Consider the following 19,009-nt stretch of genomic DNA (forward strand, 5'->3'; position numbering starts at 1 on the left):
GGGCGTTGGCCTCAACACGATTTTCCGCCATTTAAAAAACTCAGGCCGCAGTCGGTAACCTCGCGCATACAGCCGGGCAGTGACGTCATCGTCTGCGCGGAAATGGACGAACAGTGGGGATACGTCGGTGCTAAATCACGTCAGCGCTGGCTGTTTTACGCGTATGACAGGATACGGAGGACGGTTGTGGCGCACGTCTTCGGTGAACGCACTCTGGCCACACTGGAGCGTCTTCTGAGCCTGCTGTCGGCCTTTGAGGTCGTGGTATGGATGACGGATGGCTGGCCGCTGTATGAATCCCGCCTGAAGGGAAAGCTGCACGTAATCAGCAAGCGTTACACTCAGCGAATTGAGCGGCATAACCTGAATCTGAGACAACATCTGGCAAGGCTGGGACGGAAGTCACTGTCGTTCTCAAAATCGGTGGAGCTGCATGACAAAGTCATCGGGCATTATCTGAACATAAAACACTATCAATAAGTTGGAGTCATTACCCTGCGTTTGATGGCATAAAAATCATTCAGCAGGTCGGTAGCTTTGCGGAAAAAATAACGCCCGGACTCCGTTAACTCAATGCTGCGGGTACTGCGAGTGAACAGCACCACATCCAGCCCCGTCTCCATACGCTTAATGGTGTAGCTAATGGCGGAAGTGGTTAAACCCAACTCTTCTGCGGCTTTACTGAAGCTGCCAAAACGCGCAGCGGTAGTAAATGCCAACAGATTCTCTTCGGTAAAAATTGAGTTCATTAAACCATTCTCGCCATTATCTACTATGAATTTCTCCAGCTATGACTGTAGAGGTATCGGTTAAAGATAGATAATCATTTTTGAATAACTTTTAATACCCGTCGCGTTTAGTCGTCGCTTCGCTTAATTTTTGTCCACCATATTCTGAAATTACCCCCACGCAGTTACCCGCCAGAAAACCCAGTAACGTCACCGTCCAGTTCATCCCGCTGGCAAAAAACAGCGTCATGCCGAGAAAGCCACCGGGAATAAAGGACAGTAACCAGAAACGCCCTTGCCAGACCACTACCGCCGAGAAGGGTACGGTAGTAATTACGCTCGCCCAGAACGCGGACAGTCCACTTACAGAGGCCAGCCAACCAGCAGTCAGCGCGGCGAAAAACGCCCACACCATCCCGGAATAATTAACCGCCAGACTTCTGATAAACCCCGATTTACCGCCGCCTGCGGCATAAAAACTGCAAAAGGCGACGAAGCCAATGGTTCCTAATAATTCCCATCCTTGAGAGAGCCCGACATGTGAAGACACTAACTGCCAAAGCCCTGCACAAATACCGACGGTGACACCCGTTGCCGTGAGTCCGTTCATCTTGTTCCCCTCTGGTTAGACATGGACGAAAGCTACTCTTACATGTGCAGACTATAGAGAAATAAAACCTGATTGAGTGAAAGGGTATCGGGTCAAAGAAACAAATATTGCACTACCGCACACTGCGAAAAGATTGTTGAATATTATTCAACAAAAAGGCGAGATACGGCGAATTAAATTTAAGCGGGTTCTTTTATCAGATTATCGTTGCTATTCTCAATTCATCGAAAACAGCCACAAAAACCAGGGGAATGTGAATGAGTATAAAAAATCTACCTGCCGACTATTTATTGGCTGCACAACAGGGTGATATCGATAAAGTAAAAACCTGCCTTGCGCTGGGTGTCGATATTAATACCTGCGATCGTCAGGGGAAAACGGCAATTACGCTGGCAAGTTTATATCAGCAATATGCTTGCGTTCAGGCATTAATTGATGCCGGAGCGGATATTAATAAGCAAGATCATACCTGTTTAAATCCTTTTTTAATTAGCTGTCTGAACGATGATTTAACGCTACTACGAATTATTTTACCGGCTAAACCCGATCTTAATTGCGTAACCCGTTTTGGCGGTGTCGGCCTGACGCCTGCCTGTGAAAAAGGCCATTTAAGTATTGTAAAAGAGCTTTTGGCGCATACGGAGATTAACGTTAACCAGACCAACCATGTAGGCTGGACGCCGCTACTGGAAGCGATTGTGCTTAATGATGGTGGTATTAAACAGCAGGCGATTGTGCAGTTATTGCTGGAACACGGTGCCAGCCCGCATCTGACCGATAAATATGGCAAAACGCCACTGGAACTGGCGCGGGAACGGGGCTTTGAAGAGATTGCGCAGTTACTGATTGCCGCAGGTGCATAAACCGGGAGGCTTGCTATCAACACACCAGAAAGACGGTGTGTGTGGGCGCTAACTGCGGATGCGGATTTTCTGGCGCAGCGGGGGCAAGGACAGGTTGAACAGGTCTTTGCCAGAGCGGTAAATATCGCACTCCCGGCTCGCCAGCAGTTGCTGACGCTGCTTTGTGAAGAGTACGACAATGCGCCAAACAGTTGTCGGTTGGCACTCACTCACTTTGATGATCTGTTCCGGCATGGTGATAAGGTTCAGTTTGACGATCAAGGTATTACGGTTGGTCAACATCTTCATATAGAGATGAGTCGTTGTCGGCGTTGGCTGTCCCCAACCTTGCAAATGACCGCTGTGAATTTTCACCTTATCGCCTGGCTACAGTGGCACGACATTATTCATCAGCACCTGGGGGAAAATGAAACCCTGTTTAATTATCGCGGCGATAATCCGTTTTATCAGGCGTTAAATAAAGAATTACATATTAAACGACGGGCAGTTATTCAGGCCGTAAACGATAAACAAAATATCGCCTCAGCGGTCGCCAGTATGATGGGGTTAGGGATTGGCCTTACGCCATCAGCCGACGATTATTTAACAGGTCTGGCGCTTATTTTATTTATTCCCGGGCATCCGGCGGAAAAATACAAAGAGGAATTTTATCTCGGTCTGCAACGCGGCAAAAATAATACCACATTATTAAGTGCCATAACGCTGGAAGCCGCATTACAACAACGCTGCCGGGAAAATATTCATCGTTTTATTCACAACATTATTTATGACATCCCTGGGAACGCAACTCAGGCAATAGAAAAAATTAAACATATTGGCTCCAGTTCCGGCTGCGACATGCTGTATGGCATGGCCGATGGTTGTGCGCTGAGCCAAACCTACGGAGGGAATTATGTCAGTTAAAATAGTCATTAAACCGAATACCTATTTTGATTCTGTCTCGCTGATGTCTATCTCCACGCGTGCAAATAAACTCGACGGCGTCGAGCAGGCATTTGTGGCGATGGCGACCGAAATGAATAAAGGCGTGCTGAAGAATTCAGGACTGCTGACGCCGGAGCTGGAGCAGGCGAAAAACGGCGACCTGATGATTGTCATCAATGGTAAATCGGGTGCGGACAACGAGCAGTTGCTGGTGGAGATTGAAGAACTGTTCAACACCAAAGCGCAAAGCGGCTCGCACGAGGCGCGTTACGCCACTATTGGCAGCGCCAAAAAGCATATCCCGGAAAGTAACCTGGCGGTGATTTCGGTCAACGGTCTGTTTGCCGCTCGCGAAGCGCGTCAGGCGCTGCAAAACGATCTCAACGTGATGCTGTTTTCCGATAACGTCTCAGTTGAAGATGAACTGGCGCTCAAGCAACTGGCCCACGAAAAAGGGCTGCTGATGATGGGGCCAGACTGTGGCACGGCGATTATCAACGGCGCGGCGCTCTGTTTTGGTAACGCCGTGCGTCGCGGCAACATCGGTATTGTTGGCGCATCCGGCACCGGCAGTCAGGAGTTGAGCGTCCGCATTCATGAATTTGGCGGCGGCGTTTCGCAACTGATTGGCACCGGCGGGCGCGACCTGAGCGAGAAAATCGGCGGCCTGATGATGCTCGACGCCATCGGGATGCTGGAAAACGATCCGCAAACTGAAATCATTGCGCTTATCTCCAAACCGCCTGCGCCTGCGGTGGCCCGCAAAGTGCTGGAACGTGCGCGCGCCTGCCGCAAGCCGGTGGTCGTCTGCTTCCTCGATCGTGGCGAAACGCCAGTGGATGAGCAGGGGCTACAGTTTGCCCGCGGCACCAAAGAGGCAGCGCTAAAAGCGGTGATGCTCTCCGGCGTGAAACAGGAAAATCTCGACCTGCATACGCTTAACCAGCCGTTGATTGCGGATGTGCGTGCGCGTCTGCAACCGCAGCAGAAATACATTCGTGGCCTGTTCTGCGGCGGCACGCTGTGCGACGAAACCATGTTCGCGGTGATGGAAAAACATGGCGATGTCTACAGCAACATTCAGCCCGATCCGGAATTCCGCCTGAAAGATATCAACCGCAGCATCAAACACACCTTCCTCGACTTTGGCGATGACGACTTCACCAACGGCAAGCCGCACCCGATGATTGACCCCACCAACCGCATCAGTCGCTTGATCGAAGAGGCGCGCGATCCAGAAGTGGCGGTGATCGTGATGGATTTTGTGCTCGGATTTGGATCGCATGAAGATCCGGTCGGCTCCACCATCGAGACGATCAAAGAAGCGAAAGCGATCGCCGCTGCCGAAGGACGCGAGTTGATCATTCTCGCCTATGTGCTGGGTACCGATCTTGATACGCCATCGTTAGAACAACAAAGCCAGATGCTGCTTGATGCCGGAGTGATTCTGGCGAGCAGCAGCACCAATACCGGATTGCTGGCGCGTGAATTTATCTGCAAAGGGGAGGAAGCCTGATGAGCCAGTCACTGTTTAGCCAACCATTGAACGTTATTAACGTCGGCATCGCCATGTTTAGCGATGACCTGAAAAAGCAGCATGTAGAAGTGACTCAACTCGACTGGACGCCGCCGGGGCAGGGCAATATGCAGGTGGTGCAGGCGCTGGATAACATTGCCGATTCGCCGCTGGCGGACAAAATCGCCGCCGCTAACCAGCAGGCGCTGGAGCGTATTATCCAGTCGCATCCGGTGCTGATTGGTTTTGATCAGGCGATTAACGTGGTGCCGGGCATGACGGCGAAAACCATTCTTCACGCCGGGCCACCGATCACCTGGGAAAAAATGTGCGGCGCGATGAAAGGCGCGGTCACCGGAGCGCTGGTGTTCGAAGGACTGGCGAAAGATCTCGACGAGGCGGCTGAACTGGCGGCTTCCGGGGAGATCACCTTCTCGCCGTGTCACGAGCACGACTGCGTGGGATCGATGGCGGGTGTTACCTCGGCCTCGATGTTTATGCACATCGTAAAAAACAAAACCTACGGCAACATCGCTTATACCAACATGAGCGAGCAGATGGCGAAGATTTTGCGTATGGGCGCTAACGACCAGAGCGTGATTGACCGCCTGAACTGGATGCGTGATGTGCAGGGACCAATACTGCGCGACGCGATGAAAATTATCGGCGAAATCGATCTGCGCTTAATGCTGGCGCAGGCGCTGCATATGGGCGATGAGTGCCATAACCGCAATAACGCCGGGACGACACTGCTGATTCAGGCGCTGACGCCGGGGATTATTCAGGCGGGTTATTCCGTCGAGCAACAGCGCGAAGTGTTTGAGTTTGTCGCCAGCAGCGACTACTTCTCCGGCCCGACGTGGATGGCGATGTGTAAAGCGGCGATGGATGCGGCGCATGGCATCGAATACAGCACCGTGGTCACCACCATGGCGCGTAACGGCGTCGAGTTCGGCCTGCGGGTCAGCGGCCTGCCGGGGCAATGGTTTACCGGCCCGGCGCAGCAGGTGATCGGCCCGATGTTTGCCGGTTATAAGCCGGAAGATTCGGGGCTGGATATCGGCGACAGCGCCATCACCGAAACCTACGGTATTGGCGGATTTGCTATGGCGACCGCGCCCGCTATCGTCGCGCTGGTGGGCGGCACGGTGGAAGAAGCTATTGATTTCTCCCGTCAGATGCGCGAAATCACCCTCGGTGAAAACCCCAACGTCACCATTCCGCTGCTCGGTTTTATGGGCGTGCCGTCGGCAATCGACATCACCCGCGTGGGTAGCAGCGGCATTCTGCCGGTGATCAACACCGCCATCGCCCATAAAGATGCGGGCGTCGGCATGATTGGCGCGGGCATTGTGCATCCACCTTTTGCCTGCTTCGAGAAAGCCATTCTTGGCTGGTGCGAACGTTACGGCGTCTGACCTACATGTTCATGCCGGATGCGGCGTGAACGCCTTATCCGGCCTACGAATGGCGCAAGAATCTGTAGGCCTGATAAGCGTAGCGCATCAGGCATTTGTCACCATTGCCGGATGCGGCGTGAACGCCTTATCCGGCCTACGAATGGCGCAAGAATCTGTAGGCCTGATAAGCGTAGCGCATCAGGCATTTGCCACCACTGCCGGATGCGGCGTGGACGCCTTATCCGGCCTACGAGTGGCGCGAGAATCTGTAGGCCTGATAAGCGTAGCGCATCAGGCATTTGTCACCATTGCCGGATGCGGCGTGAACGCCTTATCCGGCCTACGAGTGGCGCGAGAATTGTAGGCCTGATAAGCGTAGCGCATCAGGCAGTCTGGCGTTGGTCATAACCCCATCACCCTCTGTAGCGGACATAACAACATGAAAGAGCTTGTGGTCGTTGCCATTGGTGGCAACAGCATTATCAAAGATAACGCCAGCCAGTCGATTGAGCATCAGGCGGAGGCGGTGAAAGCCGTCGCCGATACGGTGCTGGAAATGCTGGCTTCCGATTACGACATTGTGCTGACCCACGGCAACGGGCCGCAGGTCGGGCTGGATTTACGCCGTGCGGAGATTGCCCACAAGCGCGAAGGGCTGCCCTTAACGCCGCTGGCGAACTGTGTGGCAGATACGCAGGGCGGCATCGGCTATCTGATCCAACAGGCGCTGAATAACCGGCTGGCGCGTCACGGCGAGAAGAAAGCCGTCACCGTGGTGACTCAGGTGGAAGTGGATAAAAACGATCCAGGTTTTGCCCATCCCACCAAGCCCATCGGCGCATTCTTTAGTGACAGCCAGCGTGACGAATTACAAAAGGCAAACCCTGACTGGTGTTTTGTTGAAGATGCCGGGCGGGGCTATCGCCGCGTGGTCGCCTCGCCGGAACCGAAACGTATTGTCGAAGCACCTGCCATTAAAGCGCTGATCCAACAAGGTTTTGTCGTAATTGGCGCGGGCGGCGGTGGAATTCCGGTAGTGCGTACTGACGCGGGAGATTACCAAAGCGTGGACGCGGTTATCGACAAAGATCTCTCTACCGCGCTGCTGGCCCGTGAAATTCACGCCGACATTCTTGTGATCACCACTGGCGTCGAAAAAGTGTGTATTCACTTTGGCAAACCGCAGCAGCAGGCGCTCGATCGGGTGGATATTGCCACCATGACCCGCTATATGCAGGAAGGGCATTTCCCGCCCGGCAGCATGTTGCCAAAAATCATCGCCAGCCTGACATTTTTAGAACAAGGCGGCAAAGAAGTGATTATCACCACGCCGGAATGCCTGCCTGCGGCGCTGCGCGGCGAAACGGGCACTCATATTATTAAAACGTAAGGACGTAAGATGAAAGAAAGCAATAGCCGCCGTGAATTTCTGAGCCAGAGCGGTAAGATGGTCACCGCCGCCGCGCTGTTTGGTACCTCTGTGCCGCTCGCCCATGCGGCGGTAGCTGGCACCCTAAACTGCGAAGCGAACAACACCATGAAAATCACTGACCCGCATTACTATCTCGATAACGTGCTGCTGGAAACCGGTTTTGACTACGAAAATGGCGTGGCGGTGCAGACCCGCACGGCGCGCCAGACCGTGGAGATTCAGGACGGCAAAATTGTCGCCCTGCGCGAGAACAAGCTGCATCCGGACGCCACGCTGCCGCACTATGACGCTGGCGGTAAGCTGATGCTGCCCACCACCCGCGACATGCATATTCATCTCGACAAAACCTTTTACGGCGGGCCGTGGCGCTCGCTCAATCGTCCGGCAGGCACCACCATCCAGGACATGATCAAACTCGAGCAGAAAATGCTGCCGGAACTGCAACCGTACACTCAGGAGCGGGCAGAAAAACTGATTGATTTATTGCAGTCGAAAGGCACCACCATTGCCCGCAGCCACTGCAATATCGAACCGGTTTCCGGCCTGAAAAATCTGCAAAATTTGCAGGCGGTGCTGGCGCGACGTCAGGCGGGCTTTGAGTGTGAAATCGTCGCCTTCCCGCAGCACGGTTTGCTGCTGTCGAAATCTGAACCTTTAATGCGTGAAGCGATGCAGGCGGGGGCGCATTACGTCGGCGGCCTGGACCCGACCAGTGTTGATGGCGCGATGGAAAAATCCCTCGACACCATGTTCCAGATTGCGCTGGACTACGACAAAGGCGTCGATATTCACCTGCACGAAACCACTCCGGCAGGCGTGGCAGCCATCAATTATATGGTTGAAACGGTAGAGAAAACGCCACAGCTGAAGGGCAAGCTGACCATCAGTCACGCCTTTGCGCTGGCAACGCTCAACGAGCAACAGGTAGATGAACTGGCGAACCGGATGGTGGTGCAACAAATTTCTATTGCCTCGACGGTGCCGATTGGCACGCTGCATATGCCGCTCAAACAGTTGCACGACAAAGGCGTAAAAGTGATGACTGGCACTGACAGCGTTATCGACCACTGGTCGCCTTATGGTCTGGGCGACATGCTGGAAAAAGCCAATCTGTACGCGCAGCTCTATATTCGTCCTAACGAACAGAACCTCTCCCGTTCGCTGTTTCTAGCCACTGGCGATGTATTGCCGCTGAATGAAAAAGGCGAGCGTGTATGGCCAAAAGCGCAGGATGACGCCAGCTTTGTGCTGGTGGACGCCTCCTGTTCTGCCGAGGCGGTGGCGCGTATCTCGCCGAGAACAGCAACGTTCCATAAAGGGCAACTGGTGTGGGGGAGTGTGGCAGGTTGATGCGCATTTGAAACGCCTGCAACGGTGAATAGTAAGAGATTTAAGCCCCAGGGAGTGGGGCAATCTGAATATGAGTGTGTCGGCAGAAATGGACATTATCTTTGAGGAATATGCCCTTATTGACGTTGTGTAGATAACTATTTGTCTACGTGAAAAGATCATCAGTTTTGCCGATTTTAGTCTTTTACAGATAGCAAATATCACACTTACAGGCGCTCGCCTTATGGGGAACGTTGCTGCTCTGTTTCATTCAGGCTCGCGGCATGTTGGGGCTGGATCGGGTGGTTTAAATATTGGCTATATTCAATGGACGCGTTTTGCCGCGATGACATATCAGGCGTTGCCAAATACACATAGCTAATCAGGAGTAAACACAATGAAGATCAAAGCTGTTGGTGCATATTCCGCTAAACAACCACTTGAACCGATGGATATCACCCGGCGTGAACCGGGACCGAATGATGTCAAAATCGAAATCGCTTACTGTGGCGTTTGCCATTCCGATCTCCACCAGGTCCGTTCCGAGTGGGCGGGGACGGTTTACCCCTGCGTGCCGGGTCATGAAATTGTGGGGCGTGTGGTAGCCGTTGGTGATCAGGTAGAAAAATATGCGCCGGGCGATCTGGTCGGTGTCGGCTGCATTGTCGACAGTTGTAAACATTGCGAAGAGTGTGAAGACGGGTTGGAAAACTACTGTGATCACATGACCGGCACCTATAACTCGCCGACGCCGGACGAACCGGGCCATACTCTGGGCGGCTACTCACAACAGATCGTCGTTCATGAGCGATATGTTCTGCGTATTCGTCACCCGCAAGAGCAGCTGGCGGCGGTGGCTCCTTTGTTGTGTGCAGGGATCACCACGTATTCGCCGCTACGTCACTGGCAGGCCGGGCCGGGTAAAAAAGTGGGCGTGGTCGGCATCGGCGGTCTGGGACATATGGGGATTAAGCTGGCCCACGCGATGGGGGCACATGTGGTGGCATTTACCACTTCTGAGGCAAAACGCGAAGCGGCAAAAGCCCTGGGGGCCGATGAAGTTGTTAACTCACGCAATGCCGATGAGATGGCGGCTCATCTGAAGAGTTTCGATTTCATTTTGAATACAGTAGCTGCGCCACATAATCTCGACGATTTTACCACCTTGCTGAAGCGTGATGGCACCATGACGCTGGTTGGTGCGCCTGCGACACCGCATAAATCGCCGGAAGTTTTCAACCTGATCATGAAACGCCGTGCGATAGCCGGTTCTATGATTGGCGGCATTCCAGAAACTCAGGAGATGCTCGATTTTTGCGCCGAACATGGCATCGTGGCTGATATAGAGATGATTCGGGCCGATCAAATTAATGAAGCCTATGAGCGAATGCTGCGCGGTGATGTGAAATATCGTTTTGTTATCGATAATCGCACACTAACAGACTGAAAAAATTAATAAATACCCTGTGGTTTAACATATTAACTTCGCTCTCCACTTAACTTTTTAGTTAAGGAGAGCGAAATAATATCAAAGTAGCAGTAAAACCTATAACGTAAATTTAAATTGTTAAATTAACGCCCTCCAGTACACAATACTTCACACGTTAGTTATGAGCGATTTCTGATAGTGCCTGGTTTAATCAGAGCTTTATTATCTGCGACGTTTATTTTTATTTAAGAGAGATCGCGATGATATCATTAAAAGCTCCGCACAATAATTTGATGCCATATACGCAACAAAGCATACTTAATACGGTTAAAAACAATCAGTTACCAGAGGATATCAAAAGCTCCCTGGTTTCCTGTGTCGATATATTCAAGGTTTTGATTAAACAATATTATGATTATCCTTATGATTGTCGTGATGATTTAGTCGATGACGACAAACTCATTCATCTCATGGCTGCCGTACGAGACTGTGAGTGGTCAGACGATAACGCACTCACCATAAATGTGCAGTTTAATGATTTCCCTGGATTTTATGACTGGATGGATTACCCTGATCACCCGGTTAAGTTTGTTTTTCACATACTTGAAAATCAAAAAGGGACAGTTTGGGTATATGACCAGGATGATGCGTTTCTTGATATTAAAGCAAACGTGCAGGCTGGACGCTTTACCGGGCTTAAGAAATTAGTGCAGTTTATCGATTCAGTGCGAACAGATTGCAAATGTATTCTTCTTGAATACCATATGCCTTTGCTGAGAATTTTCCCTAAAGGGAAAGAGTGTATGCATGTGGAAAAATGGCTTCGCGAAATGTCGTCTATTCCGGAGACAGACGCGCCCATTAAGCAGGCGCTTGCGCATGGATTATTATTACACTTAAAAAATATCTACCCTGTTTTTCCTGAATCACTGGTGATGTTATTGCTCTCTGTTCTGGACGTAAAAACATACAGAGATGATGCGCGATTAAATGAATGGATATCTAATAGAGTGCAGGAATTAGGTGACAGATATTATCCTGTAAATAAGCACGTTAAAATCCGCTACACTCTTTAGTTCAGAAAGGGTTCCACCTGCAAATTGTTATTCCACCTGAGAGTGAATCGCAATGCAGGTAATCATTTCATCTGTATATCTGTATGCCAACAGGCATTCCATCTCTTTTTTCGCCTATATTTTGTTGTGATCGGCGACACTTCGCTTAAAAAAGCACCAGTAGTGGTTTCGCAGCCATGCGGTGTATAAAAAATGATCTCATGCAGATGTTTTGTGAATGTGTGGGTTGACATTCATATGAAAAAAATCATAATTCCATCATGTTTGTGTGGGGTCTTTTCTGTATCTTACGCATCGCACTCAAGCCTGACAGAAAATATGCTGTAAGGCTCATATCAAAAACCGCCATTAGCTCATCAGGAAGAGCAGACGACAACCAGGATTGTTGTATGGTACGGGGTTCGAGGCCTCGATGGCGGTCCAACTTTTCAAAACTCTTCTGAATCAGATCCCCTTATTATCATCCCTGCAAAGTGGAACATTGCCATTGTTTGGCTATTCAGGATGGGGCAGACCAATGAAAAAAGCCCACACAGGGGAGAGTGGGCTGAAATGGGAAGCTAAAGACTCAAGTAAACTTATCGGAAATAAGGACCACGCATTACGGGGGCTATCATCGCCGATGGCCGTGATTCGGCAAATCAGGTTGATTACGTAGAGAGTAAATTATCTGCTCACCGCTGCGTCACCCCTTCGTAAATCAGGCGTAGCGCGAATACACCAATAATTGCACCAATAACCCGACTGGCAACGCGTTGCATACGCCCATAAGCACGACGCACAGCGGGCAAAGAAAACGCCTGACTAAGAAAAACTCGCCAGATAATTGATGCGAGCACAATCCCCGCCCAGGCCATTAAACGTGCCCATGTTGGTGTTTCGGCATTTAATGTTACTGAGAAAATACTGATAAAAAATAAAACGGTTTGCGGGTTAGAGAGATCGGTAATTAATCCGCGGCGAAAAAAGACATACCAGGGGGCGCTAATCGGTTGTTGTAGTGTGCTCATTTGCGGTGTTGACTGGCGGCGCATGCTGCACCACGCAAACCATAAGAGATAAGCGCCGCCGACGATTCTGATAAGCGAAAAAATCTCCTCACACTGCGTAATTAGCGTTGCAAGACCAAACAAACCCAACCCGGAATAAAATGCATCGCCCAGCGCCACGCCCAGCCCGGTCAGCACCCCTGCGCGTCGACCGGAAGCCAGGCTGGTTTGTACTACCACAAAGAGATTGGCTCCCGGATTAAAAAAAGTAATCACGAACAGTCCTACGGTCAGGTAAACGGCGTGCAAAGGATCCATAGTGATTTCATCCATAAATAAGTGAAGTAACTTCATCATATTTCTACCAAAAATAATCGGGTGCGAGAGAGATCACAAAGTGTCTTATTTCCGGTTACTGGCGTTTATGCCCTGACTGAACTAATTATTAATCAACCCAATAATGTGGGTGGGTGATAGTGTGATAACAACTCTGGAGCCGTAATATGAAAATAATCTCTAAAATGTTAGTCGGTGCGTTAGCGTTAGCCGTTACCAATGTCTATGCCGCTGAATTGATGACCAAAGCGGAATTTGAAAAAGTTGAATCGCAGTATGAAAAAATAGGTGATATTTCAACCAGTAATGAAATGTCGACCGCAGATGCGAAAGAGGATTTGATCAAAAAAGCGGATGAAAAAGGGGCTGATGTGTTGGTACTGACCTCCGGTCAAACTGACAATAAGATCCACGGCACGGCAAATATTTATAAGAAGAAGTAATTCTGAACCCTATGTAAACATGCCCGATGCGTAAGTTTATCGGTGATCATCTATTGAAATTTATGCCGGATAAAGTGTTCGCGCTGCATTCGGCAGTTCAGCTTTTCAGCCGCCGCCAGAACGTCGTCCGGCTGATGCCTAAATAATTCGCCGCTGCTGTTTTATCGCCATTAAATTTCTCCAGTGCCTGTTGTGGTGTCAGTAAGCGTGGAGCGGGAGTTTTCGCCGACTCGCGCGCCAGTTCCGGCAGTAGCAGCTGCAAAAATTGCGGCGTTAAATCCGGCGTCGGTTCCACACTTAAAAATAGCGCCAGTCGCTCCATCATATTGCGCAGTTCACGAATATTGCCCGGCCAGTCGTAGTGCACCAGCACGGTTTCGCTTGCCTGTAATCCCTGGCGTAATGCGGCAGAAAACGGGGCGGAGAGCGCCGCCAGAGACACTTTCAAAAAGCTTTCCGCCAGTGGCAGAATATCCGCCACCCGCTCGCGCAGTGGTGGCAATTGCAGACGCAAAATACTCAGCCGATAAAACAGGTCACGGCGAAACTGCCCTTGCCGCATATCTTCTTCCAGATTGCAGTGAGTGGCGCTAATGACCCGCACATCCACCGGAACAGGCTGATGCCCGCCGACGCGGGTGACCTCTTTTTCTTCCAGCACCCGCAGCAGCCGGGTCTGCAACGGCAGCGGCATTTCGCCAATCTCATCGAGAAACAGCGTACCTCCGTGGGCGATTTCAAACAGCCCGGCGCGACCGCCGCGTCGCGAGCCGGTAAACGCCCCTTCCTCATAGCCAAACAGTTCTGCTTCCAGCAGCGATTCGGCAATCGCCCCGCAGTTGACTGCAACAAACGGATGCGACTTTTTGCCCTGTCGCGCATCGTGGCGGGCAAAATATTCCCGATGAATCGCCTGGGCCGCCAGCTCTTTGCCCGTCCCCGTTTCCCCCTCAATCAACACCGCTGCACTGGAGCGGGCATACAGCAAAATAGTCTGCCGTACTTGTTCCATCTGTGGTGATTGACCGAGCATATCGCCCAGCACGTAACGAGTTCTCAGGGCGTTGCGGGTGGCATCGTGAGTGTTATGGCGTAACGACATGCGCGTCATATCCAGCGCATCGCTGAACGCCTGGCGCACGGTAGCGGCGGAATAGATAAAAATTCCGGTCATTCCGGCTTCTTCTGCCAGATCGGTAATCAGCCCCGCGCCGACCACCGCTTCGGTGCCGTTAGCTTTTAGCTCGTTAATCTGCCCGCGTGCGTCTTCTTCGGTAATGTAGCTACGTTGATCGAGGCGCAAATTAAAGGTTTTTTGAAACGCCACCAGTGCCGGAATAGTTTCCTGATAAGTGACAACGCCGATAGAAGAGGTGAGTTTTCCGGCTTTTGCCAGTGCCTGTAACACATCGTAGCCGCTCGGTTTAATCAAAATAACTGGCACTGACAGGCGGCTTTTCAGGTACGCGCCGTTAGAGCCAGCCGCGATGATGGCGTCACAGCGTTCGTTTGCCAGTTTCTTGCGGATGTAGGTCACTGCTTTTTCAAAGCCAAGCTGAATAGGGGTAATGTTCGCCAGGTGATCAAACTCGAGGCTGATATCGCGAAACAGCTCGAACAGGCGCGTTACAGATACCGTCCAGATAACCGGTTTGTCGTCATTAAGCCGTGGTGGATGTGCCATAGCGCACCGCAAAGTTAAGAAACCGAATATTGGGTTTAGTCTTGTTTCATAATTGTTGCAATGAAACGCGGTGAAACATTGCCTGAAACGTTAACTGAAACGCATATTTGCGGATTAGTTCATGACTTTATCTCTAACAAATTGAAATTAAACATTTAATTTTATTAAGGCAATTGTGGCACACCCCTTGCTTTGTCTTTATCAACGCAAATAACAAGTTGATAACAAAGGATGGGCTATGTCTCTACACTCTCCAGGTAAAGCGTTTCGCGCTGCACTGACTAAAGAAAATCCATTGCAGATTGTTGGCACCATCAACGCTAATCATGCGCTGTTGGCGCAGCGTGCCGGATATCAGGCAATTTATCTTTCTGGCGGTGGCGTGGCGGCAGGTTCGCTGGGGCTGCCCGATCTCGGTATTTCTACCCTTGATGATGTGCTGACCGACATTCGCCGTATCACCGACGTTTGTTCGCTGCCGCTGCTGGTGGATGCGGATATCGGTTTTGGTTCTTCGGCCTTTAACGTGGCGCGCACCGTGAAATCGATGATTAAAGCCGGTGCGGCAGGATTGCATATTGAAGATCAGGTTGGTGCGAAACGCTGCGGTCATCGTCCGAATAAAGCGATCGTCTCGAAAGAAGAGATGGTGGATCGGATCCGCGCGGCGGTGGATGCGAAAACCGATCCTGATTTTGTGATCATGGCGCGCACCGATGCTCTGGCGGTAGAGGGGCTGGATGCGGCGATCGAGCGTGCGCAGGCCTATGTTGAAGCGGGTGCCGAGATGTTGTTCCCGGAGGCGATTACCGAACTCGCCATGTACCGCCAGTTTGCCGATGCGGTGCAGGTGCCGATCCTCGCCAACATCACCGAATTTGGTGCCACGCCGCTGTTTACCACCGACGAATTACGCAGCGCCCATGTCGCAATGGCGCTGTACCCACTTTCAGCGTTCCGCGCCATGAACCGCGCCGCTGAACATGTCTACAACGTCCTGCGCCAGGAAGGCACGCAGAAAAGCGTCATCGACACCATGCAGACCCGCAACGAGCTGTACGAAAGCATCAACTACTACCAGTACGAAGAGAAGCTCGACAACCTGTTTGCCCGTAGCCAGGTGAAATAAAAAACGCCCGTTGATTGTATTCGACAGCCGATGCCTGATGCGTCGCTGACGCGACTTATCAGGCCTACGAGGTGCACTGAACTGTAGGTCGGATAAGACGGATGGCGTCGCATCCGACAACCGATGCCTGATGCGCCGCTGACGTGACTTATCAGGCCTACGGGGTGCACTGAACTGTAGGTCGGATAAGACGCATAGCGTCGCATCCGACAACCGATGCCTGATGCGCCGCTGACGCGACTTATCAGGCCTACGGGGTGCACTGAACTGTAGGTCGGATAAGACGCATAGCGTCGCATCCGACAACCGATGCCTGATGCGCCGCTGACGCGACTTATCAGGCCTACGGGGTGAACTGAACTGTAGGTCGGATAAGACGCATAGCGTCGCATCCGACAACAATCTCGACCCTACAAATGATAACAATGACGAGGACAACATGAGCGACACAACGATCCTGCAAAACAGTACCCATGTCATTAAACCGAAAAAATCTGTGGCACTTTCTGGCGTTCCGGCGGGCAATACGGCGCTCTGCACCGTGGGTAAAAGTGGCAATGACCTGCATTACCGCGGCTACGATATTCTTGATCTGGCGAAACATTGCGAATTTGAAGAAGTGGCGCATCTGCTGATCCACGGCAAACTGCCGACCCGTGACGAACTCGCCGCTTACAAAACGAAACTGAAAGCCCTGCGCGGTTTACCGGCTAACGTGCGTACCGTGCTGGAAGCCTTACCGGCGGCGTCGCACCCGATGGATGTTATGCGCACCGGTGTTTCCGCGCTCGGCTGCACGCTGCCAGAAAAAGAGGGGCATACCGTCTCTGGCGCGCGGGATATTGCCGACAAACTGCTGGCGTCGCTTAGCTCGATTCTCCTTTATTGGTATCACTACAGCCACAACGGCGAACGCATCCAACCGGAAACCGATGACGACTCCATCGGCGGTCACTTCCTGCATCTGCTGCACGGCGAAAAGCCATCGCAAAGCTGGGAAAAGGCGATGCATATCTCGCTGGTGCTGTACGCCGAACACGAGTTTAACGCCTCCACCTTTACCAGTCGGGTGATTGCGGGCACCGGCTCTGATATGTATTCCGCGATTATTGGCGCGATTGGCGCACTGCGCGGGCCAAAACACGGCGGGGCGAATGAAGTGTCGCTGGAGATCCAGCAACGCTACGAAACGCCGGACGAAGCCGAAGCAGATATCCGCAAGCGCGTGGAAAACAAAGAAGTGGTCATTGGTTTTGGTCATCCGGTTTACACCATCGCTGACCCGCGCCACCAGGTGATTAAACGTGTGGCGAAGCAGCTCTCGCAGGAAGGCGGCTCGCTGAAGATGTACAACATCGCCGATCGCCTGGAAACGGTGATGTGGGAGAGCAAAAAGATGTTCCCCAATCTCGACTGGTTCTCTGCTGTTTCCTACAACATGATGGGCGTTCCCACCGAGATGTTCACACCACTGTTTGTTATCGCCCGCGTCACCGGCTGGGCGGCGCACATTATCGAACAACGTCAGGACAACAAAATTATCCGTCCTTCCGCCAATTATGTTGGACCGGAAGACCGCCCGTTTGTCGCGCTGGATAAGCGCCAGTAAACCTCTACGAATAACAATAAGGAAACGTACCCAATGTCAGCTCAAATCAACAACATCCGCCCGGAATTTGATCGTGAAATCGTTGATATCGTCGATTACGTCATGAACTACGAAATCAGCTCTAAAGTGGCCTACGACACCGCACATTACTGCCTGCTCGACACGCTCGGCTGCGGTCTGGAAGCTCTCGAATACCCGGCCTGTAAAAAACTGCTGGGGCCAATTGTTCCCGGCACCGTCGTACCCAACGGCGTGCGCGTCCCCGGAACTCAGTTCCAGCTCGACCCCGTCCAGGCGGCATTTAACATCGGCGCGATGATCCGCTGGCTCGATTTCAACGATACCTGGCTGGCGGCGGAGTGGGGCCATCCTTCCGACAACCTCGGCGGCATTCTGGCAACGGCGGACTGGCTTTCGCGCAACGCGGTCGCCAGCGGCAAAGCGCCGTTGACCATGAAACAGGTGCTGACCGCAATGATCAAAGCCCATGAAATTCAGGGCTGCATCGCGCTGGAAAACTCCTTTAACCGCGTCGGCCTCGACCACGTTCTGTTAGTGAAAGTGGCTTCCACCGCCGTGGTCGCCGAAATGCTCGGCCTGACCCGCGAGGAAATTCTCAACGCCGTTTCGCTGGCGTGGGTGGACGGTCAGTCGCTGCGCACCTATCGCCATGCGCCGAACACCGGCACGCGTAAATCCTGGGCGGCGGGCGATGCCACTTCCCGCGCGGTACGTCTGGCACTGATGGCGAAAACGGGCGAAATGGGTTACCCGTCAGCCCTGACTGCGCCGGTGTGGGGCTTCTACGACGTCTCCTTTAAAGGTGAATCGTTCCGCTTCCAGCGCCCGTACGGTTCCTACGTTATGGAAAATGTGCTGTTCAAAATCTCCTTCCCGGCGGAGTTCCACTCCCAGACGGCAGTTGAAGCAGCGATGACGCTCTATGAACAGATGCAGGCAGCAGGCAAAACGGCGGCGGATATCGAAAAAGTGACCATTCGCACCCACGAAGCCTGTATTCGCATCATCGACAAAAAAGGGCCGCTCAATAACCCGGCAGACCGCGATCACTGCATTCAGTACATGGTGGCGATCCCGCTGCTATTCGGGCGCTTAACGGCGGCAGATTACGAGGACAACGTTGCGCAAGATAAACGCATTGACGCCCTGCGCGAGAAGATCAATTGCTTTGAAGATCCGGCATTTACCGCTGACTACCACGACCCGGAAAAACGCGCCATCGCCAATGCCATTACCCTTGAGTTCACCGACGGCACACGATTTGAAGAAGTGGTGGTGGAGTACCCCATTGGTCATGCTCGCCGCCGTCAGGATGGTATTCCGAAACTGGTCGATAAATTCAAAATCAATCTCGCGCGCCAGTTCCCGACTCGCCAACAGCAGCGCATTCTGGAGGTTTCTCTCGACAGAACTCGCCTGGAACAGATGCCGGTCAATGAGTATCTCGACCTGTACGTCATTTAAGCAAACAGCGGTAAGGCGTAAGTTCAA

The 19,009-nt window shown here is 52.1% G+C and carries 17 protein-coding genes and 3 pseudogenes; 16 read left to right on the top strand and 4 right to left on the bottom strand.

The window, feature by feature from the left end; all coding sequences use genetic code 11:
* Positions 1-480 (top strand): annotated as a pseudogene (locus K0778_RS19755) (IS1 family transposase); the annotation flags it as partial.
* Between the two features lie 5 nt (positions 481-485).
* Here K0778_RS19755 and K0778_RS19760 read toward each other — a convergent pair.
* Both K0778_RS19760 and K0778_RS19765 read right to left on the bottom strand, forming a co-directional pair.
* A pseudogene (locus tag K0778_RS19760) lies at positions 486-749 on the bottom strand (LysR family transcriptional regulator); the annotation flags it as partial.
* A 91-nt stretch (positions 750-840) separates the two neighbouring features.
* On the bottom strand, positions 841-1,338 hold the full coding sequence (locus tag K0778_RS19765) for a DUF1097 domain-containing protein (protein WP_001013892.1): 498 nt from the start codon (positions 1,336-1,338) through the stop codon (positions 841-843).
* Positions 1,339-1,595: 257 nt separating this feature from the next.
* Here K0778_RS19765 and K0778_RS19770 point away from each other — a divergent pair, with 257 nt between their 5' ends.
* The 11 genes and pseudogenes from K0778_RS19770 to yahM all read left to right on the top strand — a co-directional run bounded on the left by K0778_RS19770 (position 1,596) and on the right by yahM (position 11,965).
* Positions 1,596-2,201, top strand: a complete 606-nt coding sequence (locus K0778_RS19770) for an ankyrin repeat domain-containing protein (protein ID WP_000023635.1) — start codon at positions 1,596-1,598, stop codon at positions 2,199-2,201.
* Between the two features lie 39 nt (positions 2,202-2,240).
* Positions 2,241-3,104: a DUF2877 domain-containing protein gene (locus K0778_RS19775; RefSeq protein WP_001310582.1), complete on the top strand. Its 864-nt coding sequence runs from the start codon at positions 2,241-2,243 to the stop codon at positions 3,102-3,104.
* Entirely contained in the window at positions 3,094-4,641 is a 1,548-nt protein-coding gene (fdrA, locus tag K0778_RS19780; RefSeq protein WP_063084556.1) for an acyl-CoA synthetase FdrA, read from the top strand. The genes K0778_RS19775 and fdrA overlap by 11 nt, the downstream gene beginning before the upstream one ends.
* Entirely contained in the window at positions 4,641-6,059 is a 1,419-nt protein-coding gene (locus K0778_RS19785) for a DUF1116 domain-containing protein (protein ID WP_000083429.1), read from the top strand. Before fdrA ends, K0778_RS19785 begins: the two co-directional genes overlap by 1 nt.
* 25 nt (positions 6,060-6,084) lie before the next feature.
* Entirely contained in the window at positions 6,085-6,405 is a 321-nt protein-coding gene (yahH, locus tag K0778_RS19790) for a protein YahH (RefSeq protein ID WP_001360107.1), read from the top strand.
* 75 nt (positions 6,406-6,480) lie between these two features.
* Positions 6,481-7,431, top strand: coding sequence for a carbamate kinase family protein (locus K0778_RS19795; RefSeq protein ID WP_000661672.1), 951 nt, complete (start codon positions 6,481-6,483; stop codon positions 7,429-7,431).
* A gap of 9 nt (positions 7,432-7,440) precedes the next feature.
* The gene (locus K0778_RS19800; RefSeq protein ID WP_000665120.1) at positions 7,441-8,823 is read left to right on the top strand and encodes an amidohydrolase family protein; all 1,383 of its coding nucleotides are present in this window, start codon (positions 7,441-7,443) and stop codon (positions 8,821-8,823) included.
* A 215-nt stretch (positions 8,824-9,038) separates the two neighbouring features.
* Positions 9,039-9,113, top strand: a pseudogene (locus tag K0778_RS27795) (hypothetical protein); the annotation flags it as partial.
* An 86-nt stretch (positions 9,114-9,199) separates the two neighbouring features.
* Positions 9,200-10,249 (top strand): NADPH-dependent aldehyde reductase YahK, encoded by a 1,050-nt coding sequence (gene yahK / locus K0778_RS19805; RefSeq protein WP_000692754.1) that lies wholly within the window; start codon positions 9,200-9,202, stop codon positions 10,247-10,249.
* Positions 10,250-10,491: 242 nt separating this feature from the next.
* Complete coding sequence (gene yahL, locus K0778_RS19810; RefSeq protein ID WP_001301260.1) at positions 10,492-11,307, top strand: protein YahL; 816 nt, start codon at positions 10,492-10,494, stop codon at positions 11,305-11,307.
* A 412-nt stretch (positions 11,308-11,719) separates the two neighbouring features.
* Positions 11,720-11,965, top strand: a complete 246-nt coding sequence (yahM, locus tag K0778_RS19815; protein WP_000290616.1) for a protein YahM — start codon at positions 11,720-11,722, stop codon at positions 11,963-11,965.
* A 16-nt stretch (positions 11,966-11,981) separates the two neighbouring features.
* Here yahM and K0778_RS19820 read toward each other — a convergent pair whose 3' ends face one another.
* Positions 11,982-12,653, bottom strand: coding sequence for a LysE family transporter (locus K0778_RS19820; RefSeq protein WP_000976975.1), 672 nt, complete (start codon positions 12,651-12,653; stop codon positions 11,982-11,984).
* Between the two features lie 146 nt (positions 12,654-12,799).
* On the opposite strand from K0778_RS19820, the gene yahO reads away from it, so the two are divergent.
* Positions 12,800-13,075: a DUF1471 family periplasmic protein YahO gene (gene yahO, locus K0778_RS19825; protein WP_000691956.1), complete on the top strand. Its 276-nt coding sequence runs from the start codon at positions 12,800-12,802 to the stop codon at positions 13,073-13,075.
* Positions 13,076-13,172: 97 nt separating this feature from the next.
* Here the strand turns inward: yahO and prpR are convergent, their stop codons facing one another.
* Positions 13,173-14,759 carry a propionate catabolism operon regulatory protein PrpR gene (gene prpR / locus K0778_RS19830; RefSeq protein WP_000941055.1) on the bottom strand — a complete coding sequence of 529 codons (1,587 nt, stop codon included), beginning with the start codon at positions 14,757-14,759 and terminating at the stop codon, positions 13,173-13,175.
* Between the two features lie 238 nt (positions 14,760-14,997).
* Between prpR and prpB the strand changes: the two genes are divergently transcribed.
* The 3 genes from prpB (at position 14,998) to prpD (ending at position 18,982) form a co-directional block, all read left to right on the top strand.
* A complete protein-coding gene (prpB, locus tag K0778_RS19835; RefSeq protein WP_000052206.1) occupies positions 14,998-15,888 on the top strand; it encodes a methylisocitrate lyase in 891 nt (296 codons plus the stop codon).
* 439 nt (positions 15,889-16,327) lie between these two features.
* Entirely contained in the window at positions 16,328-17,497 is a 1,170-nt protein-coding gene (prpC, locus tag K0778_RS19840; RefSeq protein WP_001285927.1) for a 2-methylcitrate synthase, read from the top strand.
* 33 nt (positions 17,498-17,530) lie between these two features.
* Complete coding sequence (gene prpD / locus K0778_RS19845) at positions 17,531-18,982, top strand: 2-methylcitrate dehydratase (RefSeq protein ID WP_001275861.1); 1,452 nt, start codon at positions 17,531-17,533, stop codon at positions 18,980-18,982.
* Positions 18,983-19,009 lie beyond the last annotated feature (27 nt).

Source organism: Escherichia sp. XD33 (assembly GCF_019375075.1).
In the GTDB taxonomy this organism is placed as follows: domain Bacteria; phylum Pseudomonadota; class Gammaproteobacteria; order Enterobacterales; family Enterobacteriaceae; genus Enterobacter; species Enterobacter flexneri_A.